Raw genomic sequence first — 25,465 nt, forward strand, 5'->3', positions numbered from 1 at the left:
CCTCCCCGATCCTCCGCTTGGGCATTCCGCCAGGAGGCGGGGGAGGGAAATGCCCGTTTTGCTTTTTGCTTGGAGTGATGGACGGGTGCCGTCCCCGTCCACCCTTGGAAACGGCGGCCGCCCGCCCGCTGGACCTGCGGATCGAGCGGGCGGGCGGTACCGGGGATCAGCCCGGTGTTGCGCTCGTCACGCCGCCCGGCCCCCGGCCAGGAACGCCCGCGCGAGCTCGACCCGGCTGTTCACCCCGTACTTCGCGAACGCGTGCCGCAGGTGGGTGTCCACGGTGTGCGGGGAGAGGAACAGCCGGTCGGCCACCGCCCGGTTCGTCAGCCCCTCCACCACCAGCCGTACGACCCTCAGCTCGGACGGGGTCAGCTCCACGTCCGGCTCCCGCTGCGCGCCCTCGCCCGGCCCGGCGGAAGCGGCCACCGCCCCGGGGCCCAGCCGCTCCAGCCGCCCCCGCACCCGGGCTATCTCCCGCCGGGCCCCCATCCCCGTGTACGCCGCCAGAGCCTCCTCCAGCAGCCCGGCCCCCGCGGCCCCCGCCGCGGCCCCGGCGTCCTCCAGTGCCGAGGCCGCCGCGAGCCGGCGCGGGCCCTCCCGCATCGCCTCGGCGGCCGCCGCCAGGGCGGCGGGGTCCCCGTCCACCAGCCCCGCGGCCTGCGCGGCGAACGCCGCCAGGGAGCCCACGCCCGGGTTGGCCTCCGCCAGCCGCCGGGCCGCGCGCACCGCCGTACGGGCGCCCTCCGCATCGCCGGCCGCCAGGGTGATGCGGACCAGCTGCACCGAGGCGCACGGCTCCTCCGACAGGAAGAGCAGCGAGCCGTCGGGCGAGGGCGACAGCGACGACAGCACCCCCGAAGCCGCCTCCAGCGCCTCCCCCGGGCGGCCGTCGGCCTCCAGCTGGAGGGCCGTGATCCAGTCCACGAAGGGCGGTATCGCCCCCAGCGACCCCATCGCGTGGTGGCGGGACTCGCGGATCAGCTCGGCCGCCGCCTTCCGCTCGTCGCGCAGCAGCGCGATCCGCGCCAGCAGGGCCAGCAGGTGCGGGGCCACGGCCCGGGCCGAGAGCTGGTCGGCGACCCGGGCGCCGGCCTCCGCTTCCGCCTGGGCGTCCTCCAGGAACCCGCTCGCCAGCTTGAGCGCGGCCCGGTTGAGCGACCACAGCGGGTGCGACCAGGCGCTCCCGATCCGCTCGGCCTCGCGCCGCCCGAGCTCGTTGACCGCGTCGGCCTCCCCGAACCGGTCGGCCGAGGCCAGGGCGCGGGCCAGCCACAGCCGGGGGTGGCGCCGGCGGACCTCGGCGCTGCCGGTCTCGGCGAGCTGGACGGCCTCGCCCGCCAGGGCCAGCGACCCGGCGATGTCCCCGCGCCCCCGGGCGGTGGCGCTGCGCGCGACGGTGGCGAAGACCACCGCCGAGTCGGCGCCTGAGGCGCGCCCGGCCTGCTGGGCGGCGAGCGCGGACTGCTCGGCGGCCTCGATGCCGGGAAAGGACAGCAGGGCGTGGGACTGTACGGCGTACAGCTCGGCCCGGACCGCGCCCAGTGCCGTCGGCGCGGCCAGGGCCCGGCCCACGTAGTCCAGGACGACCCGGTCGTGCCCGGCGTGCTTGAGCGCTTCGGCGAGGGCCAGCAGCATGGCGGTCTCCTCGCGCGGGTCCAGCCCGCCGCGCAGGGCCCGTTCGCCCAGCTCGCGCGCCTGCCCCAGCCGGCCGGCGCTGGCCAGGAGGCGGACGGCCTCGGTGAGCAGCCGGGGCCGCTCGGGGGAGTCCTCCTCGATCAGGTCGAGGAGCTGGAGCATCAGGTCGGCGGCGATGCCGGACGACTGGGCGGCGGCCTCCCGGACGGCGAGGTGCAGGGTGGCGATGGCCTCGCGGTTGCCGCGCTGGCCGCCGCGCGCGAGGTGCTGGGAGATCTCGGCGGCGGGCCGGCCGGTGGCGCGGAGCACGCCCGCGGCCTCCTGGTGCAGGGCGTGCCGGACGGGTCCGGGCAGGGCTTCGTAGACCGTCTCGCGGATCAGGTCGTGCCGGAAGCGCAGCTCGGAGCCGGTGCCGATGAGCATGCCCACGGCGACGGCCTCGCTGACGGCGCTGTTGAGCTCGGCGCCGGACAGTCCGAGCAGCCCGCCGGCCTCGGCGACGCTGAAGGGCCGGGCGAGGACGGAGCCCACCTCCAGCACCCGCCGGGCGGGTTCGGAGAGCCCCGTGAGCCAGCCGCGCGAGAGGGTGGAGGGCGGCTCGGACTCGGGCCGGGACAGCAGCTCGACGAGCAGGAACGGGTTGCCGTCGCTGCGTTCGGCGTGCGCGAGCAGCCGGGGCGAGGGCGCGCTGCCCAGGGTGCGGGCGCACAGTTCGGCGACCTCGGCCCCGGACAGCGGGGCCAGGCGCAGGCGTTCGGCGCCGTCGGCGACCAGTCGGTCCGTCAGGTCGTGGACGGGGCTGGGCTCGGGGGCCGGCCGCAGGGCCAGCAGCCACAGCACCTCGCTGGCGTGCAGGGTGGGCAGCAGGATGCGCAGGGCCTGGGCGGTGAGTTCGTCGGCCCAGTGCATGTCGTCGAGCACGACGGCCAGCGGGCGGCGCCGGGCGGCCTGTTCGATGGCTTCGGCGATGCGGTGGACCAGCCAGAACCGGCCCGACTCGGTGAAGCCGCCGCCCGCGAGGGAGGCGAGGGTGTCGCGGTCGAGGACGGGTGCGGGGCCGGTGCTGAGGGCGCCGAGGAGGCTGGCCATGGGGACGACGTGGTCGAGTTCGGTGGCCTGGCCGCGGGCGACGGCGACGCCGTGCCGGGCGGCCCGCCGCTCGCTCTCGGCGAGGAGCCGGCTCTTGCCGAGGCCGGCGTAGCCCTCGATGACGACGCAGCCGCCGATGCCGTCGCGCACCCGGTGCAGGGCGCGGTCCAGCGTGCTCAGTTCGTTGCTCCGGCCGACGAGCGGACTCTCGTGCTCGGACAGTGTGGACACGGTGTGTGACGCCTCCCCCGTCGGGCGGGTGCCCGACTTCATGGCCCGTCGTCGCGTGGGCCCCCGCGGTTGCCGTTGGTCGTCCCGGCCAGGGACCGGGGCGACCAGACGCTAACCCGAACCGGCGAGTAGGGCGCCGTCGTGTGCCGGAGGCTACGTGCCTGGTGAAGCGGGTGTTCCGGTTGGCTGCGCCGCCTCTTCCCGGCCGGTGACGGGGCGTCGCGCGGCCCCCGCGCGGCCCCTGTTCGGCCCCCGTGCGGCCCCCGTGCGGCCCCCCCCCGCGCGGTCGCCGCTCGATCCCCGCCCTGTCGTCGCTCGATTTTCCGCGTGACCTGCCATCCCGTGCGCGATCACGCCCCGGATCCCGTGTTCGCGTGATGGGCGCCGGTGTCAGCGGAAGGCAAGGTTTGCGTCAAGCCGGCAGCCACGCAGCCGCAGCCGCCTAACGGGAGGAAGAACGATGTCGCTGCACCACGCATACGGTCGAGAGGCCCGGCTCCACAGGCTCTACCACGAAGGCAGCCGCCGCCTGTTCGTCGTTCCGCTGGACCACTCGGTCACCGACGGGCCACTCCAGCTGCCCGGCGGGGTGAACCGGCTCGCCGGGCAGCTGTCCGGCTCCGGTGTGGACGCCATCGTCCTGCACAAGGGGAGCGTCCGGCAGGTGGATCCCCGGCACTTCGCGGAGACATCGCTCATCGTCCACCTCAGCGCCAGCACCCGCCACGCCCCCGACCCCGACGCCAAGTACCTGGTGGCGAGCGTGGAGGAGGCCCTGCGGTACGGGGCCGACGCGGTCAGCGTCCACGTCAACGTGGGCGCGGAGGACGAGCGGGGGCAGATCAAGGACCTCGCCACCGTGGCGGAGTCCTGCGACCGCTGGAACGTGCCGCTGATGGCCATGATGTACCCGCGCGGACCGCGCGTGACCAATCCCTACGACCCCGAGCTGGTGGCGCACGCCATCACCCTCGCCGCCGACCTGGGCGCGGACATCGTGAAGACCGTGTACGTCGGCAATCCGGCGGAGATGTCGGACGTGGTCAGCGGCGCGCAGGTGCCGGTGATCGTGGCCGGCGGGCCCCGCCTGGACACGCCCGAGCTGGTCGCCGGCTACGTGGAGGAGGCCCTCAAGGGCGGCGCCGCGGGCGTCGCGATGGGCCGCAACGTCTTCCAGGCCGCCGACCCGGCGGCGCTGGCCCGCAGGCTCGCCGACCTGATCCACGCCGACGGGCGCACCCCGTCCTGGGAGGCCCCGGCCCCCGCCGGGGTGCGTGCGCCCGCCACGGTCTGAGAGCCGGACGGACACGGCGGGCACCCGGCCGGGCGCGACGGCACCCGGACGGCCACCCGCGCACCCGTACCCCCGCCCCCGACCCCGCAGGCCCGCACCCGCAGGCCCGCCCCACCCGGAGCGGTCCCACGCCGACCGGCACCGCCCCGTCCCGCCCCGTCCCGCCCCGTCCCGCCCCGTCCCGCCCCGTCCCGCCCCGTCCCGTCTCGACCGCCGCCCCAGAGGGGCCCGGCCGTTCCCCGGGCCCGTCCCGGGCCGGTCCCGAGCGCGCCTCGAGCGCCCGGACCCGTACCCGCGTGACCGCCGCACGCCCCGCCGCGCCTTCGCGCGGCCCGGGGCCGGCGTGCACGCCGACACAAAACGACGCATACCCCCGCCCCGTATGCCCCCGCTTACGTGCATGCCGACATGCACGTACATCCACAAGGAGTCACGAAGTGAAGCTCAGCTGGGTCGACATCCGCTCCGTCGGTTCCGCCAAGGACGCCATCGTCCAGGAGGCCATCCACGCCCGGATCGACGGCATCCTCGCCGACGACGCCGCCGACTTCGAGGGCCTTCCGCCCACCGTCAAGAAGATCCTCTTCCCGCAGGGCAAGGCGCTGCCGGAGTCCTTCGGCGCGGCCGACGTGGTCATCGTCGACCCCGCCAAGCACGGCGAGACCGCCGAGCTGGCGCTGCGCCACCCCGAGGTGGAGTTCGGCCGGTTCGTGGAGATCGTCGACGCCGCGACGCTGGAGGACGCCTGCCAGTCCGGCCGCACCGAGAAGTGGAGCCTGCTCCTCTTCCGCGACCCCACCAAGATCCCGCTGGAGATCGTGATCGCCGCGGCCGCCCGCGCCCAGGGCTCCCTGATCACCGTCGCCCAGGACGTCGAGGAGGCCGAGATCATCTTCGGTGTCCTGGAACTCGGCTCCGACGGCGTGCTCATGGCCCCGGCCAAGGTCGGCGACGCCACCGCCCTGAAGGCCTCCGCCGAGGCGGGCGTACCCAACCTCCAGCTCACCGAACTGACCGTCACCGCCACCGCGCACGTGGGCATGGGCGAGCGCGCCTGCGTCGACACCGCCACCCACTTCGGCGAGGACGAGGGCCTGCTGATCGGCTCCCACTCCAAGGGCATGATCCTGTGCGTCAGCGAGACCCACCCGCTGCCGTACATGCCGACCCGCCCCTTCCGCGTCAACGCCGGCGGCATCCACTCCTACACCCTCGGCAACAACGAGCGCACCAACTACCTCAGCGAGCTCAAGTCGGGCTCCCGGGTCACCGCGGTCGACATCCACGGCAACACCCGCCTGGTCACCGTGGGCCGCGTCAAGATCGAGACCCGTCCGCTGATCTCCATCGACGCGGTCGGCCCCGACGGCCGCACCGCCAACCTGATCCTCCAGGACGACTGGCACGTGCGCGTCCTCGGCCCGGGCGGTGTCGTCCTCAACTCCACCGAGCTCAAGCCCGGCGACGTGGTGCTCGGCTACCTGCCGACCGAGGACCGGCACGTCGGCTACCCGATCAACGAGTTCTGCCTCGAGAAGTGATCACCCGGTGACCCCCGTGCCCCCGGCCCCGACGCCCCCGCCCGTCTTCGACTTCCACGCGCGCCTGGTCCCGCAGGACGGCGCGGCAGCCCGCCTGCTCGGCACCATGGACGCGCACGGGATCACCCGGGCGGCCGTCTCCGCTGGGGGCACGATCCCCCTCGACCTGCTGTCCCGGCAGCTGGTCGAGGGGGGCCACATCGAGACCGACGCCGACAACGACGCGGTCCTCGCCGCCTGCCGGACCTCCGGCGGCCGGCTGGTCCCCTTCCACTTCGCCAACCCGCACCGGGAGCCCGGCGCCTACGCCGGCCGGGCCGCCGAGTTCCGCGGCCTGGAGATCTCCCCCGCGGTGCACGGCGTGCCCTTCGCGGACCCGCGCACCCACGCCCTCGTCGAGATCGCCGAGCGGCACCGCCACCCCGTCTACACGGTGTGCCTGCACCGCCCCGGGGCCATGGTCCGCGACCTGGCCGCCCTCGCCGCGGCCTTCCCCCGGGTCACCTTCGTCCTCGGCCACTCCGGCGTCGGCGAGATCGACCTCCACGGGATCGGGCTGATCAAGGACAGCCCCAACGTCCTGCTGGAGACCTCGGGCGGCTACTCGGCCGTCATCCGGCTGGCCGTCGAACGGCTCGGCGCCCGCCGGCTGCTCTTCGGCACCGAACACCCGCTACAGCACCCCGCCGTCGAACTCGCCAAGTACGCGGCCCTGGGCCTGGAGCACCGGCAGCTCCGGCAGATCCTCTGGCACAACGCGGCGGACCTGCTGGGGCCCGAAGACCCCTTGTGAGATGACTATGGAACAGCAGCCACGCATCGCTGTCGTGGGGGCGGGGATCGGAGGTCTGGCCCTCGCACTCGGGCTCGCCCGCGCGGGCCTGTCCTGCGACGTGTACGAACAGACCCGCCACCTGCGCGAGATCGGCGCCGGCCTCCAGGTCGCCCCCAACGCCGCCCGGCTGCTGCACCGCCTCGGCGTCGAGAGCTGCCTGCGCGCGGTCGCCGTACGGCCCCGCGCGATCGAACTGCGCCGCTGGAACGACGGCGGACTCCTCGCCCGCACCCCGCTCGGCGAGGAGTGCGAGGAGAGGTACGGTGCCCCGCACTACGCCGTCCACCGCGCGGACCTGCACCAGATCCTGCTCTCCAAGCTCCCCGCCGGCACCCTGCGCCTCGGCCTGCGGTGCGTGGGCGTCGAGCAGCACGGCGACGAGGCGGTGCTCCGGTTCGAGGACGGCTCCACCCGGCGCGCCGACCTCGTCGTCGGCGCCGACGGGATCCACTCGGCCACCCGCGACCTCCTCGTCAAGGACGAACCCCGCTACTCCGGCCAGGACATGTACCGCGGCCTGGTCCCCGCCGAACGCCTCCCGCACCTGGTCGCCGATCCCGCCGTACGGCTGTGGCTCGGCCCGGGCCGGCACTTCGTCTGCTACCCCGTCGCCGGTGGCACCCGGATCAGCTTCGCCGCGACCGCCCCCGGCGTCGGGCGGCGGCCCGAGGAGTCGTGGAACACCCCCGGCCGCATCGAGGACCTGCGGGCCGCGTACGACGGCTGGCACGGGGACGTCGCCGCCGTCCTCGACGCCGCCGGGGAGGTCGGCCGCTGGGCCCTGCACGACCGCGACCCCGTACCGGGCTGGTCCCGGGGCCGGGTCACCCTCCTCGGGGACGCCGCCCACCCGATGCTGCCCTTCCGGGCCCAGGGCGCCAACCAGGCCGTGGAGGACGCCGCCGCCCTGGTGGTGTGCCTCACCGAGCACGGCGGCACCGGCCTGGCCGAGCGGCTGCGCCGCTACGAGCGGGTCCGGATGGCGCGCACCGCGCGGATCCAGCAGATCTCCCGCGACAACGCCAAGACCCTCCACCTGCCGGACGGGGACGGCCAGCGCCACCGCGACGCCGCCCTCGGAAGCAGCCACGAACTGGCCGCCCAGGACTGGCTGTTCGGATACGACGCGGCCGAGGCCGCCAGAGCGGAGCCCATACGATGACCCAGCCCACCGCGACCGCGGAAGCCCCCACCCCGGCCCTGACCCGCGAGGAACTCGCCCGCGCGGCCGCCCTCGGCGGCGGCAGCCTGCTGGAGCACGCCCTCGCCGCCAGCGCCGAGCCCGACGCCCCCTTCCTGCACAGCGAGCACCCGCTGCTCGACCCGGCGGGGGAGCGCCGCCACGACTTCACCCTGACCGGCCTGGACGACCTGGCCCGGACCTGGTCCGCCTGGTACCTCGCGCACGGCATCGGCCCCCGCGACCGGGTCGCCGTCTACCTCAAGGACAGCTTCGAGGACGTCCTGCACTTCCTCGCCCTCAGCCAGATCGGCGCCATCCCCGTCCTGGTCAACGGGCGGCTCCCCGCCGCCGTCGCCGCCGGACTGTACGAGCGCACCGGCGCGTCCGGCCTGGTCACCGACGCCGCCCACCGCGAGGCCCTGCGCGCCGCCGGCGCCCTCGAGGCCTTGCGGGTCCTCGCCGTGTCCGACGAGCTCACCTCCCTCGGCGCCGGCCGCCTCGACCCCGCCGGCCGCTTCCGGCACGCCCCCGACGACCCGGTGCTGATCAGCCACTCCTCCGGCACCACCGGCATCCCCAAGGCCGTCGTGTGGACCCACGAGGGCGCGGTCGCCGCCCTGCGCGAGCTGCTGCTCCTGCCGCAGCCCGCCGAACGCGAGGTGCTGCTGTCCGCCGTACCCCAGTCCCACCAGGCCGGGGCCAGCTTCGCCGCCGGAGCCCTGCTCACCGGCGCCCGCCTGATCGCGCTCGCCGACCGCTCCGGCGCCCACGTGGCCGCCGCGATCACCGAGCACCGCCCGCACACCGTCGTCGCCTTCGCCCAGACCTACGCCGAACTCGCCGCCCTCGGCCCCGACGACGACGTGCTCTCCTCGGTACGGCGGTGGTTCAACACCGGCGACTCCGCGCACGGCCGGCACATCGCCCCCCTGGTCCGCGCCGGCGCCGAGTTCATCGACGGCCTCGGCTCCTCCGAACTCGGCTTCGCCCAGTTCGGCCACGTCACCACCGCCGGCACCGTCCGCCACGACCGCTGCATCGGCCGCCCCCACCCCTGGGCGCGGATCGCCGTCCTGCGCGAGGACGGCACCCCCGCCGCCCGCGGCGAGGCCGGACTGCTCGGCGTCAAGAGCCCCACCCTCACCCCCGGCTACTGGAACGACCAGGACCGCTACTACCGCTCCCGGCTCGGCGGCTGGTTCCTCTCCGGGGACGTCGTCCGCGAGGGCGAGGACGGCACGTACTTCCACCTCGACCGGGCCGTCGACGTCATCCACACCCCCGAAGGCCCGGCGTACTCCCTCCTGATGGAGGAGACCCTGCTCGGCGCCCTGCCCGGGCTCGACGACTGCGCCGTCGTCGGCGCGCGCGACGCCTCCGGAGCCGAACGCCCCGTCGCCGTCCTGCGCCCGGCCGACCCGGCCGGCGCCGACGCCGGGCAACTGCGCGCCGCCGCCGACAAGGCGCTCGCCGGAGCGGGTCTGCCCGCCCTGGGTGCGCTCCACGTCGCCCGCGACGCCGACGAGGTCCCGCTCGGGCCCTCCGGAAAGGTCCTCAAGCGCCAACTGCGCCGGCAGCTCGCCGACGCCCTGACCACTCCCACCCCTGGGGAACCCTCATGAACATGCGCAGGATCGCGCCGCTCGCGATCGGCACCTTCGCCATCGGCACCGACAACTTCATCGTCGCCGGCATCCTCGGCGGCATGGCCGACGACCTCGGCGTGTCCCTGGCCGCCGCCGGCCTCCAGGTCACCGTCTTCTCCCTGGTCTACGCACTGGGATCGCCGCTGCTGTCCGCGCTGACCCAGCAGGCCGAGCGGCGGGCCGTACTCGTCGGCAGCATGGGCCTGTTCGCCCTGGCCAACGTGCTCACCGCCGTGGCCCCCGCCTTCGGGGTGCTGCTCGCCACCCGCATCGTCGCCGCCGTCGCCGCGGGCGTCTTCGGACCCGTCGCCACCGCGGCCGCCGCCGAACAGTCCGAGCCCGAGTTCCGGGGCCGGGCCATCTCCATCGTCACCGGCGGGCTCACCGTCTCCATCGTCCTCGGCGTCCCGATCGGCGTCCTGATCTCCGCCCTGTCCGACTGGCGCGGCGCCTTCTGGTTCGTGGCCGCACTCGCCCTGGTCGCCGCCCTGTCCACCGCCGCCGCGCTGCCCCGGCTGCCCGGCACCCCCGGACCCGGCATCGCCGAGCGGTTCCGGCCGATGCTCCGCCCGGCCGTCGGCCTGACCCTGCTGCAGTCCGTCACCGTCATCGGCTCGACCTTCATCGTCTTCACCTACCTGGCCACCCTGGTGCACGGCACGGGCGTCGGCGGCGACGGGGAGTTCGCCACCACCCTGATCATGCTGGTCTTCGGGGTGGCCGCCGTCTTCGGCAACATCCTCGGCGGCCGCAGCGCCGACCGTGCCGGCGGCACCACCACCATCCGGCGCACCATCGTCGTGCTGGCCCTCGCCCTGGCCGCCGTCTCCCTGGTCGCCCAGACCCTCGACGGGACGTCCGCCTACGTCGCCCTGGCCGCCGTGATCGCCGTGTGGGGCGTCAGCGGCTGGGCCTTCACCCCGGCCCAGTTCTCCCGGCTCGCGCAGATCGACCCCGCGCACATGCACCTCACGTTCGCCCTCAACAACTCGGCGATCTACATCGGTTCGGCGCTCGGCGCCTCCATCGGCGGCGGCATCGTCGAGTGGGCCTCGGCCGGCGGCCTGGGCTGGGTCGCCGCCGGCGGGGAGGTCATCGGCCTGCTCCTGGTGCTCCTGGCCGTCGCCCGACCCGCCCTCGGCGTCCCCGCCGCCCCGCCCGCCGGCGAGCCCGGCCTCCAGCCGGCGGGCGAGCGATGACCACGACACCGGCGGACGGCTCCGCACCCGCCGCCCCCTCGCCCCCCGCCGCCCCGCCGTCCGCCGCCCCCTGGCCGCGGCTCGGGGACTGGTCCGACCACGCCGGACTGCTCCGCCTCCAGCGCGCGGCCCTGCCCGCCGCCCTCGCCCGCGCCCGGCGCAGCCCCTTCTACGCCGGACGCCTCACGGCGGGCCGCACCTGCCTCGACGGGATCCGCCCCACCCTCAAGTCCGACCTGCGCGACGCCTACCCCTTCGGGATGCTCGCCGTACCCGGCAGCAAGGTCGCCACCTACCACGAGTCCAGCGGCACCACCGGAGAGCCCACCGCCTCCTACCTCACCGAGAACGACTGGGCGGAGACCGCCGACCGCTTCAACCGCTCCGCGGCGGCCCTCACCGCCGAGGACCGGGTGCTCGTCAAGACCCCGTACTCGATGGCGACCACCGCCCACCAGATGCACCACGCGGCCCGCACCGCCGGCGCCCTGGTGATCCCGGCCGACAACCGGACGTCGATGATGCCCTACCGGCGGCTGCTGCGGCTGGTCCGCGACGTCCGCCCCACCGTCACCTGGTCGCTGCCCAGCGAACCGCTGCTGTGGGCGGCCGCCGACGACGCCCTCGGCGCCGGGACCCTCGCCGCCGCGGCCGCCGGGAACGGCCCGCGCGCCCTGGTCGTCGCGGGGGAGCCGCTCAGCGCCGCCAAGCGGGCCCGGATCGGCGAACTGTGGGGCGGCGCCCGGGTGATCGAGGACTACGGCTCCACCGAGACCACCAGCCTCGCCGGGGAGTGCCCCCACGGACGGCTGCACGCCTGGGCCGACCGTTTCCTCTTCGAGGTCCAGGACCCGGCCATCGGCCGCATCACCCCCGCCGGCCGCGGACGGCTGCTCGTGACCACCCTCCACCGGGAGGCCATGCCGCTCCTGCGCTACGACACCGGGGACCTCGTCGTCCTCGGGGCGGAGAACGACTGCCCCTGCGGCTGGGCGCTGCCCGTCATCGAGGTCCTCGGCCGAGACGGCACCCCCGTCCGCGTCGCCGGACGGGCCGTGCGCCCGCACGACATCGACGCGCTGGTCTACGGGCTGCCCGTCGAGTACCGGGCCCACCTCTGGCGCGCCGTCGCCGAGCACGACCGGCTGCGGCTGACCGTCGAGGCCCGCGAGGGCCGCGAGGTGCACGAGGAGGCCGCCGCGAAGCTGCGCGCCGGCTTCGCCGAAACCCTCGGCCTGCCCGTCGAGCTCACCGTCGGCGGCCCCGGAACCCTGATCCCGCCCGGCGCCCTGCTGCGCGAGGACCGGTTCGTCAAGCCCCGCTTCCTGTACGAGGCGGCCGATGCGAGGGAGGACGGATGGACGTATCTGGACTGACGGCGCCCGGCGCCCGGTCCCCGTCGGCGGTCGCGGTCGTCGGCGTCGGACCGCGCGGCCTGAGCCTGCTGGAACGTCTCTGCGCCAACGCCCGGACGCTGCCCGGGGACGCCCGGATCACCGTCCACCTGATCGACCCGGCCGAGCACGGCCCGGGCCGGGTCTGGGCCACCGGGCAGGACCGGCTGCTGCTGATGAACACGGTCGCCTCGCAGGTCACGGTCTTCTCCGACAGCAGCGTGGTGATGGACGGCCCCGTGGAGCCGGGCCCCAGCCTGTACGCGTGGGCCCGCGACCTCGCCGCCGGGGCGGGGGCCGGCGGGGCGCAGGGCCACGGCGCGGACCGCGAACTCCTCGCGGAGGCCCGCGCCCTGACCCCGGACTCCTACCCCAGCCGGGCCTTCTACGGCGCCTACCTGCGCTGGGCCGCCGACCGCGTCCGGGCCGCGGCCCCGCCGCAGGTCGAGCTCGTCACCCACCGCTCGGCGGCCGTGGCCTGCGGCACCGACCCCGCCACCGGCCTGCCCTGGGTCCGCCTCGCCGACGGCACCCGGCTGCCCCGGCTCGCCGGGCTGGTCCTCGCCCAGGGCCACGTGGACGCCGAACCCTCCGCGCTCCAGCGGAAGTTCGCCGCCCACGCCGCCGGGCGCGGTCTGCTCTACGTACCGCCCGGCAACCCGGCGGAGAGCGATGTGGCCGCCGTCGCCGCGGGCGAACCGGTGCTGCTGCGCGGGCTGGGCCTGAACTTCTTCGACCACATGACCCTCTTCACCCACGGCCGCGGCGGCGCCTTCACCCAGGAGGGCGACCGGCTCGTCTACCACCCGTCGGGCCGCGAACCGCAGCTGTACGCGGGCTCCCGGCGCGGGGTCCCGTACCAGGCGCGCGGCGAGAACCAGAAGGGCCCGCACGGCCGGCACACCCCGGCCGTACTGCGGCCCGAGGTGGTGGAGTCGCTGGTCAAGCGGTCGGCGGCGGAGGGCGGCCTGGACTTCCGGCAGGACCTGTGGCCGCTGATCGCCAAGGAGACCGAGACCGTCTACTACACCGGTCTGATCACCGCCCGCGACGGCCGTGAGGCCGGGGCCGCCTTCCGCCGCACCTGGCTCGAACTGCCCTGGGACGGCCCGGAGGAACGCGAACGGCTGGAGGCGTACGGCGTCCCCGCCACGGCCCGCTGGGACTGGTCCCGACTCGCCGACGGCGGCCGCGAAGGGGGCTTCGGCGGGACCGCCGAACACCGCGCCTGGCTGCTCGGCCGGCTCCGCGGCGACCTGGCCCGGGCCCGCGCGGGCAACGTGGACGGCCCCTTCAAGGCCGCCCTCGACGTCCTGCGCGACCTGCGCAACGAGATCCGCCTCGTCGTGGACCACGGCGGGCTCACCGCCCGCTCGCACCGCGACGACCTGGAGCGCTGGTACACCCCGCTGAACGCCTTCCTCTCCATCGGCCCGCCCGCGCGGCGGATCGCGGAGATGATCGCGCTCATCGAGGCGGGGGTCCTCACCGTCCTGGGCCCCGGCACGCGCATGGACGTGGACCCGGTCTCGGGGGCCTTCGCCGCCGAGTCCGCCGTCCCCGGCTCACGGGTCCTGGCCCGGGTGCTGATCGAGGCCCGGCTGCCCGACGGCGACGTCCGGCGCACCGCCGACCCGCTGCTGCGCGGGCTGCTGGACACCGGGCAGGCCAGGCCGTACCGGATGACGGGCGGCCCGGAGGGCATGGAGTACGAGACCGGCGCCCTGGCGGTGACCCGGCGCCCGTACCGCGTCGTCGCCGCCGACGGCCGCCCGCACCCGGCCCTGTACGCCTTCGGCGTGCCGACGGAGGGCCTCCACTGGGTGACGGCGGCCGGGGTCCGGCCCGGCGTCGACTCGGTGACGGTCGGCGACGCGGACGCCCTGGCCCGCCAACTCCTCGGCCTCGGGGAGGCGGGGGAGGAGGACCCGGTCGAGGCCCACGAGGCCCACGAGGCGTCCGGGGCCGCCGGGGCGCAACCGTGGCCCGCCCGGGCGGAGTCCGGGCCGGCCCGGGCGGAACCCGAGGCGGCTCGGGCGGCGTCCGGGTCCGCACCGGCGGCGTCCGGGGCCGCGGCGGTGCAGAGCGGGCCGGCCCGGGCGGAACCCGGGGCGGCTCGGGTGGCGTCCGGGTCCGCACCGGCGGCGTCCGGGTCCGCGGCGGTGCAGAGCGGGCCGGCCCGGGCGGAACCCGGGGCGGCTCGGGCGGCGTCCGGGTCCGCACCGGCGGCGTCCGGGGCCGCGGCGGTGCAGAGCGGGCCGGTGGCGGCGCGGGCCGGTGCCGGGCGGGAGGAGTCCTCCTCCGCCCGGGCGGTGTCCGGGGCGCCGGCGGTGGCTGCGCCCGTGGCGGCGGGCGGCGCGGCGGGGCCGGGGTCCGGCGGGGACGTCGGGCTGCTGAGCCCCGTGCGGGCCGGAACCGCCGCCGAGGCGGCCACCGGTGACGGGGCCTGGCTGCGGGCGCTGCTGGACGCCGAGGTGGCGCTGGTCCGGGCCCAGGCGCGGCTCGGGGTGGTGCCGGCCGCGGCCGCCGAGACGGTGGCCCGCGTGGCCGGGACGGCCCCGCTGCCCGCCGCGCTGCTCGCGGTCCGGGCGCGGGAGTCCGCGAACCCGGTGGTGGCACTGGTGGAGGCGCTGACGGAGGCCGTCGCCGCCGTGGACCCGGCCGCCGCCGACTACGTGCACCGCGGCTCGACCAGCCAGGACATCATGGACACGGCGGCCGTACTGGTCGCGGCCCGGGCGCTGGAGACCGTACTGGCCGACCTGGAGCGGTGCCGCACCGCGCTGGCCGGGCTCGCCGCCCGGCACCGCGACACCCCGATGCCGGGCCGCACCCTCGCCCTGCACGCCGTGCCCGTCACCTTCGGGCTGAAGGCGGCCGGCTGGCTGGAGGCCGTCGCGGTGTCCGCCGCCCGGCTGCGCCGGGTCCGCGCGGACCTGCCCGTGCAGCTGGGCGGCGCGGCCGGGACCCTGGCCGGGTACCTGGAGTACGCCCGGCTCGACGCCCCGGGGGAGTCCGGCGAGGACTACGCGGTGCGCCTGGCCGAGGCCTTCGCCGACGAGACGGGGCTGCGCGCCCCGGTGCTGCCCTGGCACACCGTGCGCACGCCCGTCGCGGAACTGGGCGCCGAACTGGCCCTGGCCTGCGGTGCCCTGGGGAAGATCGCCGTGGACGTGCTGTCGCTGGCCCGGACCGAGGTGGCCGAGGTCGGCGAGCCCGGACCGGCCGGGCGGGGGGCCTCCTCCGCGATGCCGCACAAGCGCAACCCCGTGCTCGCCACGATGGTCCGCTCGGCCGCCCTCCAGGTGCCCGCGCAGGCGGCCGTGCTCGCGCAGTGCCTGCTCGCCGAGGACGAGCGGCCCGCCGGGGTCTGGCACGCCGAATGGCAGCCCCTGCGCGAGTGCCTGCGGCTGACCGGCGGGGCGGCGGCCACCGCGGCCGAACTCCTCGAAGGCCTCGCCGTCCACCCGGCACGGATGCGGGAGAACCTCGCCCTGACCGGGGCCCTCACCGCCTCCGAGCGGATCGCCGCCGCCCTGGCCCCCGCCCTCGGCAAGGCAGAGGCCCGCCGGCTCGTCACCGCCTGCTCCCGCCGCTCCGCCGACGAGGGCACCGCCCTCGCCGACCTGCTCGCCGCCAGCGCCCGGGTCACCGAGGTGCTGGACCCCGCCGAGATCGGCGCACTGCTCGACCCGGCCGGCTACACGGGCGCCTCCGCAGCACTCGTGGACCGGGCCCTCGCCCACTACCGCTGACCACCGCCGCGCACCGAAGAACGCACGCACACCAGGGGGACCCCATGCTCACCAGACGCCGCCTGCTCGGCGCCGCCCTCGCCACCGGAGGCACCGCCCTCACCGGCGCGGCCCTCACCCCGCTGCTCACCACGCCCGCCGCCGCGGCGGCCCCGGTGGTGACGCCGTTCCAGACCGCCATGCCGGTCCCGCCGACCCTCCTGCCGGTGTCCACCGCCAACGGCACCGACACGTACGAGATGTACGTGGGCCGGGCCAACACGCAGATCATCCCCGGCGTCGACACCGAGGTGATCACCTTCAACGGAGCCTTCCCCGGCCCCACCGTCCGCGCCCGCCGCGGGCGCCCGGTCGTCATCCGGCAGAAGAACCGCCTGGACATGCCGGTCTCCATCCACCTCCACGGCGGGCACGTCACCCCGGACAACGACGGCGACCCCATGGCCACCATCGCCCCCGGCACCGCACGCCTCTACCGGTACGCCAACGACCAGGCGCACGCCCCCTTGTGGTTCCACGACCACGCCCACCACATGGAGTCCGAGCACGTCTACCGCGGCCTGTCCGCCTTCTACCTGCTCGGCGACGACGAGGAACGCGCCCTGCCGCTGCCCTCCGGCCAGTACGACGTACCGATCGCCCTGCGCGACGTCCGCTTCGACGACGCCGGACAACTCCTCTACGTGATGGACGACTTCCAGAACCGGAACACGATCCTCGCCAACGGCAAGCCCTGGCCGTACTTCCAGGTGGCCGCCCGCAAGTACCGTTTCCGCATCCTGAATTCGACCAACATACGCTTCTTCACCCTCCGCCTCTCCGACGGCGGGGAAATCATCCAGATAGGCTCGGACGGCGGACTGCTCGAAACCCCGTACCGCACCGACACGCTGAGTCTTTCCCCCGGCGAACGCGCCGACGTCGTCATCGACTTCTCCCGCTATCCGCTGGGCACCCGGCTGGTGCTGGAGAACACCGAGGGCCCCGGCCCGGTCGAGCAGGTCGGGAAGGTGCTGCGCTTCGACGTGACGCGCACCGCCGCCGACCCCAGCTCCGTACCCGACCGGCTGCGCACCCTCCCCCCGCTCCCGCCGGCCACCGTCCACCGCGAGATCACCCTGCGGATGGACGAGGACGGGCGGGCGAACCCCGGCGCGTACATGAACGACCTGGTGTACGACCCGGCCCGGATCGACCAGTCGATCGCCTGGGGCAGCACGGAGATCTGGACCGTCAGCAACGTCAACCGGTTCGTCCCGCACAACTTCCACATGCACCTGGTGCAGTTCCGGGTGCTGGAACGCAACGGCGGGCCGGTCGGCCCCGCGGAGGCCGGGCTCAAGGACACCGTACGGGTCATGCCCGGCGAGACCGTGAAGGTCCAGGCGACCTTCGATTCGCACCGCGGGAAGTACCTCTACCACTGCCATCTCTTCGACCACGCCGCCATGGGAATGATGGCGCAAATGGAGATCTCATGACCTGGTGGCGCCGCAACAACACCGCCGATTCAACCAATTCAAGGAGCATTCCCGTGACCAACGTCGCCGTCATCTACTACTCCTCCACCGGAAACGTCCACAAGATGGCCGAGACCGCCGCCGCGGCCGCCGAGAAGGCGGGCGCCGAGGTCCGGCTGCGCCGTGTCGCCGAGACCGCCCCGGCCGACGCCATCGCCTACAACCCGGCCTGGGGCGAGCACCTGGAGGCCACCTCGCACGTGGCCACCGCCACCCTGGACGACCTGGAGTGGGCCGACGCCGTCATCTTCGGCACGCCCGTCCGCTTCGGCCTGCCGGCCGCGCAGCTCAAGGGCTTCCTCGACACGGCGGGCGGCCTCTGGTACCAGGGCAAGCTGGTCAACAAGGTGGTCTCCTCCTTCACCTCCTCCAACACCACGCACGGCGGCCAGGAGTCGACGCTGCTCTCCCTCAACAACGTCTTCACCCACTGGGGTTCGATCATCGTCCCGCCCGGCTACGCCGACCCGGTCCAGTTCGCCGGGTCCAACGGCAACCCGTACGGCGCCAGCAGCGTCTCGGGCGCGACCGGGACCACCCCGCCCACCGACGAGAACCTGGCCGCCGTCGAGTTCCAGGCCCGCCGGGCCCACCAGATCGCGACCGCCCTGAAGAAGGGCCTCGCCGCGCTCTGACCGGCCGCAGGCGCAGCACCGGTCCGTCCCCGTGAGAACAGCAAGGAGCAGCAGCATGTCCCGGATCGTGATCGCGGGCGGCGGATTCGCCGGCGTGTGGGCCGCCAAGGCGGCGGCCCGCATCCGGCGCCAGGCCGGCCGGGCCGGCGAGGACGTCGAGATCACCCTGATCGCCCCCGGCGAGGACCTGGTCATCCGGCCGCGCCTGTACGAGGCCGGGCCGGAGCGGATGCGGGTCCCGCTGGACGGGGTGCTCGCCCCGATCGGGGTGCGGCGGCTGCGTGCGGAGGTCACCGACGTCGACCTTCCGGGGCGGCGGGTGCTCCTCGCCGGCCCGGCGGGGCCGGTTCCGTTCGACCGGCTCGTGCTGGCCACCGGCAGCCGGGTGCGCAAGCCCGCGCTGCCGGGGGCCGGCGCCCTGCACTACATCGACACCCTCGACGAGGCACACGCCCTGGACCGGCGGCTGCGCTCGCTGGCCGGACTCCCCGACACCCCGGGCCGGTTCACGGTCGTCGTGGTCGGCTCGGGTCTGGCGGGCGTCGAGCTCGCCGGGACCCTGCCCGAGCGGCTGGCGGCGTACCCCGGTGCGCGGATCGTCCTCGTCGAACGGGCACAGCTGCCCGCGCCGGGCCTGGGCGACGAGGCCCGCCCGCTGGTCCTCGATGCCTTCGCCCGGTCCGGCGCCGAGTGGCGCACCGGCTGCTCCCCGCTGTCCTACGACGGCACCACCCTGGGCCTGAGCGACGGCACCCGCCTCGAAGCGGCCACCGTGGTGTGGACGGGCGGCCTCACCGCGAGCCCGCTCACCGCCCGGTTCCCCGGCCCCCGCGACGGGCTGGGCCGGCTGCTCGTGGACGAGCAGCTGCGCCTGCCGGAGGCGGAGGGCGTCTTCGCGGCGGGCGACACCGCGGCTGCGGCCGTGGAGGACGGCCGCACCGCCACCCAGAGCTGCCAGTACGCGATCCCCTCGGGGGCCACCGCCGGGCACAACGCGGTCGCCGACCTCACCGGTGAGCCGGTCGCCGTCTTCCGCCCCGACCCCTACGTGACCTGCGTGGACCTCGGCCCGTCCGAGGCGGTCCTCACCACGGGCTGGGACCGTTCCCTGGCCCGCAGCGGCGCGGACGCCAAGGCCCTGAAGCAGCACATCAACACCCGGCTGATCTACCCCTGAGCGGTGGGGGCGCTGTGTCCGGGCTCACGGTTACGGCCCGTGGACCCGGATTGACGGACGGGGGACTTTAGGTGAGCCTTACCTTGCTTTGACGCGGCAGACCGTGCCGCGCCCCGTTTCCCCCGGAGCCACCCGCATGTCCTCGCCGGCCGCCAGACTCGCCCCCCGCCCCGTCCGCCTGTACGACTCCTGGTGGACCGTGGCGGCGGGCGCGCTGTGCGCGCTGGTCGTCCTGGCGGCGGGGCTGTGGTGCTCCCTGCACGTGCGGGCCGACGCGGCGATGCACTCCGCCGCGCTCTTCGCGCACCTCGCCTCCCTGGTCCTCGGCTTCGGTGCGGTGCTCTCCGCCGACTACCACGGGCTGCTGTGGGCCACCGGCCGCTGCACCCTGGGCGAGGTGGTCGCCGCGACCGCCCGCCTGCACGTGCCGATCTGGGCCGGCCTGGGCGGGCTCGTGGTCAGCGGGCTGATGCTCCACCCCGACGTCCACTCCCCGCTGACCCTCACCAAGCTCGGCCTGGTCGCCGGCCTCACCGTCAACGGCCTCCAGGCCGGCCTGCTGGGCCGCCGCCTGGAAGCCGCCGAGGGCGAGGCGGGCCGCGGGCTGCTGCTCTGGGGCGGGGTGACCGCCCTGGTGTCCCAGGCCTGCTGGTGGGGCGCGGTCGTCATCGGCTTCCTCAACACCAACACCTGACCGGACCCCGGTGAGGTGACATCCCGGGCGGCGGCGCGGCCGCGCGCCCCGGCCGCCGTGACAGCATCGGCGCCATGCGCTACCGATACGCCACCGAGGCCGACGCGCCCGCCCTGGCCCGGCTCTTCGCCGCCAACCACCACGACGCCCTGACCGAGGAGCAGCGCACCGCGCAGGGCTTCGTCCAGGGCACCTTCGACGCCGCCACCCTGCGCGACATGGCCGCCGCCGACGAGCTGCTGGTGGCCGACGACGGGGAGGGCCGCATCGCCGGGCTGCTCGCGCTGTCCGTCGCCGCCGACATGGCCGACCCGCCGGCGGCGGTCACCGGACTGCTGCGGGCCCAGTCCGGCCTCGCCTGGCGGGGGCGTCCGCTGGATGAGGTGCCGTGGCTGCTGTACGGGCCGGTGGTGGTCGACGCCGCCTTCCGCGGGCACGGGGTGGCCCGGGGCCTGTTCGCCATGGCCGTGGAGACGTCGGCGGGCCGCGCCGAGGCCCTGGTCGCCTTCATCGAGGCGGGCAACGCGCCCTCCTGGCGCGTCCACGTGGACGCCCTCGGCATGACCCCGCTCGGCGACTACACCGTCGCGGACCGCACCTACCACGCCGTCGCCACCGCCGCCGGGGCCTGACCGGCGGCACGGCCCCCCGGGGCCGTCTCTAGCGGGCCGAGGTCCAGCCCGCCGCGCGGAGCCGCTCGAAGCCGTCCAGCAGCAGGTCCAGCGCGAACTCGAACTCGAACTGGTCGTCGCAGCCGCCGCCCACCACCGAGCCCGCGTCGTGCGCGGCCGCCCCGGCCAGCTCCGCGATGTGCGGGAAGCGCTCCGCCAGCGCCGGATCCGGGGGCGCCCCGCCGCTCGCGCCGTCGCCCGCCCCGCCGCCCGAGGCGTCGAACAGCTCCTGGCTGAACCCCAGGACCCGGCTGCCCAGCGCGTGCATCGCGTGGTGGGCCAGGTCGGCGGAGAGCCCGCCGCCCCGCAGCACCCCGATCATCGAGTCCAGGTACCCCAGCACCGCCGGCGTCGGCGCGCTGCGCGACTCGATCACCCGGTACGCCCAGCGGTGGCGCAGCAGCACCCGCCGCGCCGACAGCACCCGCCCCCGTACCGCCTCCCGCCAGTCCGAGCGGTCGTCGGGGAGCTCGATCTCCCCGACGACGGCGTCGACCATGCCGTCGAGCAGCTGCTCCTTGTTGGCCACGTGCTTGTAGAGCGCCATCGGTACGACGTCCAGCTCCTGCGCCAGCCTGCGCATGCTCAGCGACTCGATCCCGCCCTCGTCGGCGAGCGAGACGGCGGCCCGCAGCACCCGCTCCCGGTTCAGCCGCGTCATCCCCTGTCCTCCTCATGTGTCCGTCCGCGCCTTGACGAGTGTACGCCGTACACCTATGGTCTGGGGCAGGACAGGGAGGTGTACGCCGTACACCTCATGGAGGGAGGGACCGGGACATGAGAAGGACCGCCGTCACGGCAGGCGTGCTGTTCCTGCTGACCGAGGCCGCCGCGATCGCCGGGGCGGTCCTCTACCGCCCCCTGCTCACCGGGGAGGGGGCCGGGGCCGACGGCCGGGCGGTGCTCGGGGCCCTGTGCGAACTGGTCCTGGTGGCCGCCGTCGCCGGCACCGCCGTGACCCTGTTCCCCGTCGTCCGCCGCTGGGGCGGGACGGCCGCCCTCGGCTACCTCTGCGCCCGCCTGCTGGAAGCGGTGCTCATCCTGTTCGGGATCGTGGCCGTACTGGCCCTGGTCACCCTGCGCCGCGAGCCGGCCGGGCCAGGGGCGGACGCCGTCGCCACGGTGCTGGTGGCCGTGCACGACTGGACGTTCCTGCTCGGCCCCAACCTCTTCCTCGGGCTGAACACCGCCCTGCTGGCCGCGCTCATGTACCGCTCCCGGCTCGTGCCCCGGCCCATCGCCGTCCTCGGCCTGGTCGGAGGCCCGCTGATCTGCGCCTCGGCCGTCGCCGTGCTGTCCGGGCTCTACGCCCAGCTCTCCGTGCCCGGCTCGCTCGCCGCGCTCCCGGTCTTCGCCTGGGAGGTCTCCCTCGCCCTCTGGCTCGTCGCCCGCGGCTTCCGGCGCACCGCCGTCAGCCCTCGATGATCACCAGCGGGAGCTCCCGGGGCCGGGCCGTGGCCTGGTGGTCGTCGAAGAGGGGCCACAGCGCCGTCATGGCCTCCCAGTACGTCTCCCGCTCCTGCGGACCCGCCGTCCGCGCCCAGGCCGGGAAGGCCGCCGTGCCGACCTGGACGCGGACCTCCGGGTGCGCGACGAGGTTGCCGTACCAGGACGGGTGGTGCGGACCGCCCGTACCGGCGGCCACCACCAGCAGCCGGCCCGCGTCCCGCCCGTAGACCAGCGGGGTGCGCACCGCCCGGCCGGAGGCCCGGTCCAGGGTGGTCAGCAGCAGGGTGGGGACCCCGTGCCACAGGTGACCGTCCGTGCCGCCGCTCGACACGTACGTCCGCACGTGTTCCAGCCGCGGCCCCGGGCGGGGGTCCGTGGGGTGGTCCCAGTCGACGGCGAGGGCGACGCTGTTCATCAAACCTCCGTAGGGCGTCCCCCCACTCCGGCTAACGAGCCTCCCCCGAGTCTGGATGCGCCGCGCCCGTCCCGCACCTGCGCACGAAGCGGGCCACGGCCCGGGGGCGACCCCGGGCCGTGGCCCACAGCAGCGCATCCGGCCGGAAGCCGGCTACGGCAGGTAGCGCTCGATGACGGACGGACCCTTCTCGGCGATCAGCTGCCGCGCCTTCTCGACCCGCTCCGGAGTCGGGTCGTGGCCGGTCGCCATCACCAGGTCCTCGGGGTCGTACGGCCGCTCACCGCCGGTGAAGAGCCGGTCCGACCGGGTGGGCTGCTCGTTGGTTTCACTGTCCATCGGAGACCTCCTACGGTGTCCCAGGCCCCCATCCTCCGGCCCCGGGTCCAAGAACGCACTTCGGGGCCGAGAACCCCGCCTCGGGCCCCGCCTCGGGCGGCGGCTCAGGCCGCGGCGAGCGTCGCCGCCGTGCCGATCGCGATCAGCAGCCCGCAGATCGACAGGTTGACCGCCCGGTGCTCCCAGAACACCGCGACGAACTCGCGCAAGGTCGCGCTCGGCAGGAAGTAGCGGGCCGTCGGCGAGCCCACCACCTGCCCGTTGACCCCCGCCTTGCGGGCCATCATCGCGGCCCGGAAGGCGTGGAAGTTGTTGGTGACCACCACGCACCGGTAGCCCGCGTCGTCCGCCAGCATGATCTCCTTCGAGAACAGCATGTTCTCCTCGGTCGTGCGCGAGCGGTCCTCCAGCGTGATGTGCTCCGCCGGAACCCCCTCGGCGATCAGCCAGTCCGCCATCGCCCGCGCCTCCGCGACCCGCTCGTCCGACCCCTTGCCGCCCGAGGTCAGCAGCACCGGGGGGCGCGCGCCCCGGGCCAGCTGGGCCGCGTAGATCTCCTGCCCCTTGCGCAGCCGCGAGGCCAGCAGCGGCGGCACCCGGTCCCCGCCGATCAGCCCGGAGCCCAGCATCACCACGTGGTCGACGTCCCCGCGGACCTTGATCCGGCCGTAGAGGAAGGCGTACCCGAGGAAGCACAGGAAGACGAACGCCACATAGGCCACGACCAGGGTCAGCGTCGCCGCCGCCCCGGTCAGGACGACGGAGTGGAACATCGGGACGGCGATCAGCAGCGCGATCATCCCGAAGATCCCGAGCCCCGCCAGCATCGACAGCAGGTTGGCCGGGCGGCGTCCCTCCTTGCGGACCATCGTCACGCCGTTGGCTATCAGGAAGCCCCCGATGACCATCGTGCCCACGGTGGGCGCGGCGAACGCGAGCGCGATGATCGTCAGCGCCGCCCAGCCCGGCAGGGCCGTCACCTGGAAGAGCAGGGCGGCCGAGAAGGTGATGAACGTCAGGCCGAACAGCACCGCGTTGCGGAAGCGGCGGCGGTCCTTGTACGCGCTGACGCACAGGGCGAGGAGCAGGAGGGCGGGGAGGGCGAAGGCGGCCATGCCGTTCATCGTATGTGCCGCCCGCGGCCCGCCGCCGGGACGGAATTCCTGCCGGAACCCCCTACCGCCGGAAGGGCGTTCTGCGGACGGACCGCCCCGCCAGCACGTCCGTGCGGCGCCCGTCCCGCATCACGAACCGCCCGTCGACCAGCACGTGCGGGATGCCGGTGGGCAGCCTGCGCGGTTCCTCGTACGTGGACCCCGCCGCGACCGTTCCGGGGTCGAAGAGCACCAGGTCGGCCCGGTACCCCTCGCGCACCAGCCCCCGGTCCGGCAGCCGCAGCCGCGCCGCCGGCCGGCCCGACAGGTGCGCCACGCACTCCTCCAGCGACAGCACGCCCAGCTCGCGCACGTAGTGGCCGAGGTAGTGCGGGAAGGTGCCGTACGCCCTGGGGTGCGGCTTCGCGCCGTGCAGGATGCCGTCGGAGCCGCCGGTGTGGACCCGGTGGCGCATGATCGTCCGGACGTTCTCCTCGTGCCCCACGTGCTGGAGGACGGTCGTGCCCAGCCGGTCGCCCAGCAGCAGCCGGCGCGCCCCCTCCCAGCCGTCGAGGCGGGTGCCGACCCGGTGCGCGTACGCGGGGTCGGCCGTCCCCGACACCTCGACCGACGCCCAGTCCACCGGCACCCCGTGGCACCCGTCGGACCCCTGAACCTCCAGTGCGTACCGGATCCGCTCGGCGGTGGCGTCGTCGGCCAGCCGGGCCAGCAGCGCGCGGGGACCGCCCTCGTGCGCCCAGCCGGGCAGGAGGGCGGAGAGGCTGGTGCAGCCGGGGGTGTAGGGGTAGCTGTCGAGGCTGACGTCGGTCCCCTCGGCGAGTGCCCCGTCCAGCAGGGCCAGCAGCTCGGGGGCCCGGCCCTCGTTCTCCGCGAAGTTCAGGGTGGCGTGCGCCAGGTGCAGGGCGCAGCCGGTCTCCCGGGCGAGGTCCAGCATCTCGGCGTAGGCGGCGAGGGCGCCGTGCCCGTACGAGCGGTGGTGCGGGCAGTAGTAGCCGCCGTAGCGGGCCACGACCTCGCACAGCGCGGCGAGTTCGGACCCGGAGGCGTACATGCCGGGGGTGTAGGTCAGCCCGGAGGACAGCCCGACGGCGCCGTCCTGGAGCCCTTCGGCGACCAGCCGCCGCATCCGGCCGGTCTCGGCGGGGGTGGCCGGCCGGTCCTCCCAGCCGAGCACGTGCGCCCGGACGGTCCCCTGCGGCACGAGGTAGGCGGCGTTCACCGCGCAGCCCTGTCCGCCGTGGGCCCGGTCCAGCCGGTCGAGGTACTCCCCGACCGTCCTCCAGTCGAACACGACGTCGTCCCCGGCCCCGTTCCATCCTGCGATCGCCGTCCGCACCTGTGCCAGCGTCCGGTCGTCCACGGGCGCGTACGACAGCCCGTCCTGGCCGAGGACTTCCAGGGTCACCCCCTGGGCGGCCTTCGCCGCGTGGTCCGGGTCGCGGAGCAGCGCGAGGTCGCTGTGGGCGTGCATGTCGACGAACCCGGGCGCGAGGACGAGCCCGTACGCGTCGACGGTCCGCCGCCCGCCGCCGGGCAGCCGCCCGACGGCGGCGATCCGCCCCTCGTGCACGCCGACGTCGGCGAGGTAGGAGGGCCCGCCGGTGCCGTCGGCGACCCGGGCCCCCCGGATGACCAGGTCCATGCC

20 protein-coding genes and 2 pseudogenes are annotated in these 25,465 nt (G+C 75.4%); 16 read left to right on the top strand and 6 right to left on the bottom strand.

Annotated features, from left to right (window positions below; translation table 11 throughout):
- Positions 1-186: 186 nt before the first annotated feature.
- Positions 187-2,958 carry a helix-turn-helix transcriptional regulator gene (locus B4U46_RS40085; RefSeq protein ID WP_159402114.1) on the bottom strand — a complete coding sequence of 924 codons (2,772 nt, stop codon included), beginning with the start codon at positions 2,956-2,958 and terminating at the stop codon, positions 187-189.
- 460 nt (positions 2,959-3,418) lie between these two features.
- Here B4U46_RS40085 and B4U46_RS22440 point away from each other — a divergent pair, with 460 nt between their 5' ends.
- The 15 genes and pseudogenes from B4U46_RS22440 (at position 3,419) to B4U46_RS22500 (ending at position 20,463) form a co-directional block, all read left to right on the top strand.
- Entirely contained in the window at positions 3,419-4,252 is an 834-nt protein-coding gene (locus B4U46_RS22440; protein WP_079429495.1) for a 2-amino-3,7-dideoxy-D-threo-hept-6-ulosonate synthase, read from the top strand.
- A gap of 437 nt (positions 4,253-4,689) precedes the next feature.
- Positions 4,690-5,793: a 3-dehydroquinate synthase II family protein gene (locus tag B4U46_RS22445; protein WP_079429496.1), complete on the top strand. Its 1,104-nt coding sequence runs from the start codon at positions 4,690-4,692 to the stop codon at positions 5,791-5,793.
- Between the two features lie 7 nt (positions 5,794-5,800).
- Positions 5,801-6,586, top strand: a complete 786-nt coding sequence (locus tag B4U46_RS22450) for an amidohydrolase family protein (protein ID WP_237293069.1) — start codon at positions 5,801-5,803, stop codon at positions 6,584-6,586.
- Between the two features lie 7 nt (positions 6,587-6,593).
- On the top strand, positions 6,594-7,790 hold the full coding sequence (locus B4U46_RS22455; protein WP_079429497.1) for an FAD-dependent monooxygenase: 1,197 nt from the start codon (positions 6,594-6,596) through the stop codon (positions 7,788-7,790).
- A complete protein-coding gene (locus tag B4U46_RS22460) occupies positions 7,787-9,433 on the top strand; it encodes a class I adenylate-forming enzyme family protein (RefSeq protein WP_079429498.1) in 1,647 nt (548 codons plus the stop codon). The genes B4U46_RS22455 and B4U46_RS22460 overlap by 4 nt, the downstream gene beginning before the upstream one ends.
- Before the next feature lie 2 nt (positions 9,434-9,435).
- On the top strand, positions 9,436-10,656 hold the full coding sequence (locus tag B4U46_RS22465) for an MFS transporter (protein ID WP_159402115.1): 1,221 nt from the start codon (positions 9,436-9,438) through the stop codon (positions 10,654-10,656).
- Positions 10,653-12,032: an AMP-binding protein gene (locus B4U46_RS22470; protein ID WP_079429500.1), complete on the top strand. Its 1,380-nt coding sequence runs from the start codon at positions 10,653-10,655 to the stop codon at positions 12,030-12,032. Before B4U46_RS22465 ends, B4U46_RS22470 begins: the two co-directional genes overlap by 4 nt.
- Positions 12,014-13,981: pseudogene (locus tag B4U46_RS40660) on the top strand (FAD/NAD(P)-binding protein); the annotation flags it as partial. The gene B4U46_RS22470 and the pseudogene B4U46_RS40660, both read left to right, overlap by 19 nt.
- A 597-nt stretch (positions 13,982-14,578) precedes the next feature.
- Positions 14,579-15,298: pseudogene (locus B4U46_RS40665) on the top strand (lyase family protein); the annotation flags it as partial.
- A 228-nt stretch (positions 15,299-15,526) separates the two neighbouring features.
- The gene (locus B4U46_RS40670) at positions 15,527-15,805 is read left to right on the top strand and encodes a hypothetical protein (RefSeq protein WP_420543178.1); all 279 of its coding nucleotides are present in this window, start codon (positions 15,527-15,529) and stop codon (positions 15,803-15,805) included.
- A 44-nt stretch (positions 15,806-15,849) separates the two neighbouring features.
- Complete coding sequence (locus tag B4U46_RS22480) at positions 15,850-17,286, top strand: multicopper oxidase family protein (RefSeq protein WP_079429502.1); 1,437 nt, start codon at positions 15,850-15,852, stop codon at positions 17,284-17,286.
- 53 nt (positions 17,287-17,339) lie between these two features.
- Positions 17,340-17,960 (top strand): NAD(P)H:quinone oxidoreductase, encoded by a 621-nt coding sequence (gene wrbA, locus B4U46_RS22485; RefSeq protein ID WP_079429503.1) that lies wholly within the window; start codon positions 17,340-17,342, stop codon positions 17,958-17,960.
- Between the two features lie 55 nt (positions 17,961-18,015).
- Entirely contained in the window at positions 18,016-19,137 is a 1,122-nt protein-coding gene (locus B4U46_RS22490) for an NAD(P)/FAD-dependent oxidoreductase (protein WP_079429504.1), read from the top strand.
- A gap of 136 nt (positions 19,138-19,273) precedes the next feature.
- Positions 19,274-19,831, top strand: coding sequence for a hypothetical protein (locus B4U46_RS22495; RefSeq protein ID WP_079429505.1), 558 nt, complete (start codon positions 19,274-19,276; stop codon positions 19,829-19,831).
- 74 nt (positions 19,832-19,905) lie between these two features.
- A complete protein-coding gene (locus B4U46_RS22500) occupies positions 19,906-20,463 on the top strand; it encodes a GNAT family N-acetyltransferase (RefSeq protein ID WP_079429506.1) in 558 nt (185 codons plus the stop codon).
- 28 nt (positions 20,464-20,491) lie between these two features.
- On the opposite strand, the gene B4U46_RS22505 is transcribed toward B4U46_RS22500, so the two are convergent.
- Positions 20,492-21,163, bottom strand: a complete 672-nt coding sequence (locus tag B4U46_RS22505; protein ID WP_079429507.1) for a TetR/AcrR family transcriptional regulator C-terminal domain-containing protein — start codon at positions 21,161-21,163, stop codon at positions 20,492-20,494.
- Positions 21,164-21,279: 116 nt separating this feature from the next.
- Here B4U46_RS22505 and B4U46_RS22510 point away from each other — a divergent pair, with 116 nt between their 5' ends.
- Positions 21,280-21,927, top strand: a complete 648-nt coding sequence (locus tag B4U46_RS22510) for a DUF4386 domain-containing protein (protein ID WP_079429508.1) — start codon at positions 21,280-21,282, stop codon at positions 21,925-21,927.
- On the opposite strand, the gene B4U46_RS22515 is transcribed toward B4U46_RS22510, so the two are convergent.
- From B4U46_RS22515 to B4U46_RS22530, 4 genes are all read right to left on the bottom strand, one after another.
- Positions 21,914-22,366 (bottom strand): nitroreductase/quinone reductase family protein, encoded by a 453-nt coding sequence (locus tag B4U46_RS22515; RefSeq protein ID WP_079429509.1) that lies wholly within the window; start codon positions 22,364-22,366, stop codon positions 21,914-21,916. The two genes, B4U46_RS22510 and B4U46_RS22515, sit on opposite strands and share 14 nt — an antisense overlap.
- Before the next feature lie 153 nt (positions 22,367-22,519).
- On the bottom strand, positions 22,520-22,705 hold the full coding sequence (locus B4U46_RS22520; protein WP_079429510.1) for a hypothetical protein: 186 nt from the start codon (positions 22,703-22,705) through the stop codon (positions 22,520-22,522).
- Between the two features lie 104 nt (positions 22,706-22,809).
- Positions 22,810-23,820, bottom strand: a complete 1,011-nt coding sequence (locus B4U46_RS22525; protein ID WP_079429511.1) for a YdcF family protein — start codon at positions 23,818-23,820, stop codon at positions 22,810-22,812.
- A gap of 61 nt (positions 23,821-23,881) precedes the next feature.
- Positions 23,882-25,462, bottom strand: a complete 1,581-nt coding sequence (locus B4U46_RS22530; RefSeq protein ID WP_079429512.1) for an N-acyl-D-amino-acid deacylase family protein — start codon at positions 25,460-25,462, stop codon at positions 23,882-23,884.
- Between the last annotated feature and the right edge of the window lie 3 nt (positions 25,463-25,465).

This window comes from Streptomyces katrae, from assembly GCF_002028425.1.
GTDB lineage: Bacteria > Actinomycetota > Actinomycetes > Streptomycetales > Streptomycetaceae > Streptomyces > Streptomyces katrae_A.

Excerpts from the sequence above, each read along its gene's own strand:
- B4U46_RS22510 (WP_079429508.1), top strand. The coding sequence starts at position 21,280 with ATGAGAAGGACCGCCGTCACGGCAGGCGTGCTGTTCCTGCTGACCGAG.
- B4U46_RS22490 (WP_079429504.1), top strand. The coding sequence starts at position 18,016 with ATGTCCCGGATCGTGATCGCGGGCGGCGGATTCGCCGGCGTGTGGGCC.
- B4U46_RS22525 (WP_079429511.1), bottom strand. The coding sequence starts at position 23,820 with ATGGCCGCCTTCGCCCTCCCCGCCCTCCTGCTCCTCGCCCTGTGCGTC.
- B4U46_RS22455 (WP_079429497.1), top strand. The coding sequence starts at position 6,594 with ATGGAACAGCAGCCACGCATCGCTGTCGTGGGGGCGGGGATCGGAGGT.
- B4U46_RS22530 (WP_079429512.1), bottom strand. The coding sequence starts at position 25,462 with ATGGACCTGGTCATCCGGGGGGCCCGGGTCGCCGACGGCACCGGCGGG.
- B4U46_RS22440 (WP_079429495.1), top strand. The coding sequence starts at position 3,419 with ATGTCGCTGCACCACGCATACGGTCGAGAGGCCCGGCTCCACAGGCTC.
- B4U46_RS22465 (WP_159402115.1), top strand. The coding sequence starts at position 9,436 with ATGCGCAGGATCGCGCCGCTCGCGATCGGCACCTTCGCCATCGGCACC.
- B4U46_RS22505 (WP_079429507.1), bottom strand. The coding sequence starts at position 21,163 with ATGACGCGGCTGAACCGGGAGCGGGTGCTGCGGGCCGCCGTCTCGCTC.
- B4U46_RS40670 (WP_420543178.1), top strand. The coding sequence starts at position 15,527 with ATGCGGGAGAACCTCGCCCTGACCGGGGCCCTCACCGCCTCCGAGCGG.
- B4U46_RS22495 (WP_079429505.1), top strand. The coding sequence starts at position 19,274 with ATGTCCTCGCCGGCCGCCAGACTCGCCCCCCGCCCCGTCCGCCTGTAC.
- B4U46_RS22520 (WP_079429510.1), bottom strand. The coding sequence starts at position 22,705 with ATGGACAGTGAAACCAACGAGCAGCCCACCCGGTCGGACCGGCTCTTC.
- B4U46_RS22470 (WP_079429500.1), top strand. The coding sequence starts at position 10,653 with ATGACCACGACACCGGCGGACGGCTCCGCACCCGCCGCCCCCTCGCCC.
- B4U46_RS22515 (WP_079429509.1), bottom strand. The coding sequence starts at position 22,366 with ATGAACAGCGTCGCCCTCGCCGTCGACTGGGACCACCCCACGGACCCC.
- B4U46_RS22480 (WP_079429502.1), top strand. The coding sequence starts at position 15,850 with ATGCTCACCAGACGCCGCCTGCTCGGCGCCGCCCTCGCCACCGGAGGC.
- B4U46_RS22460 (WP_079429498.1), top strand. The coding sequence starts at position 7,787 with ATGACCCAGCCCACCGCGACCGCGGAAGCCCCCACCCCGGCCCTGACC.
- B4U46_RS22500 (WP_079429506.1), top strand. The coding sequence starts at position 19,906 with ATGCGCTACCGATACGCCACCGAGGCCGACGCGCCCGCCCTGGCCCGG.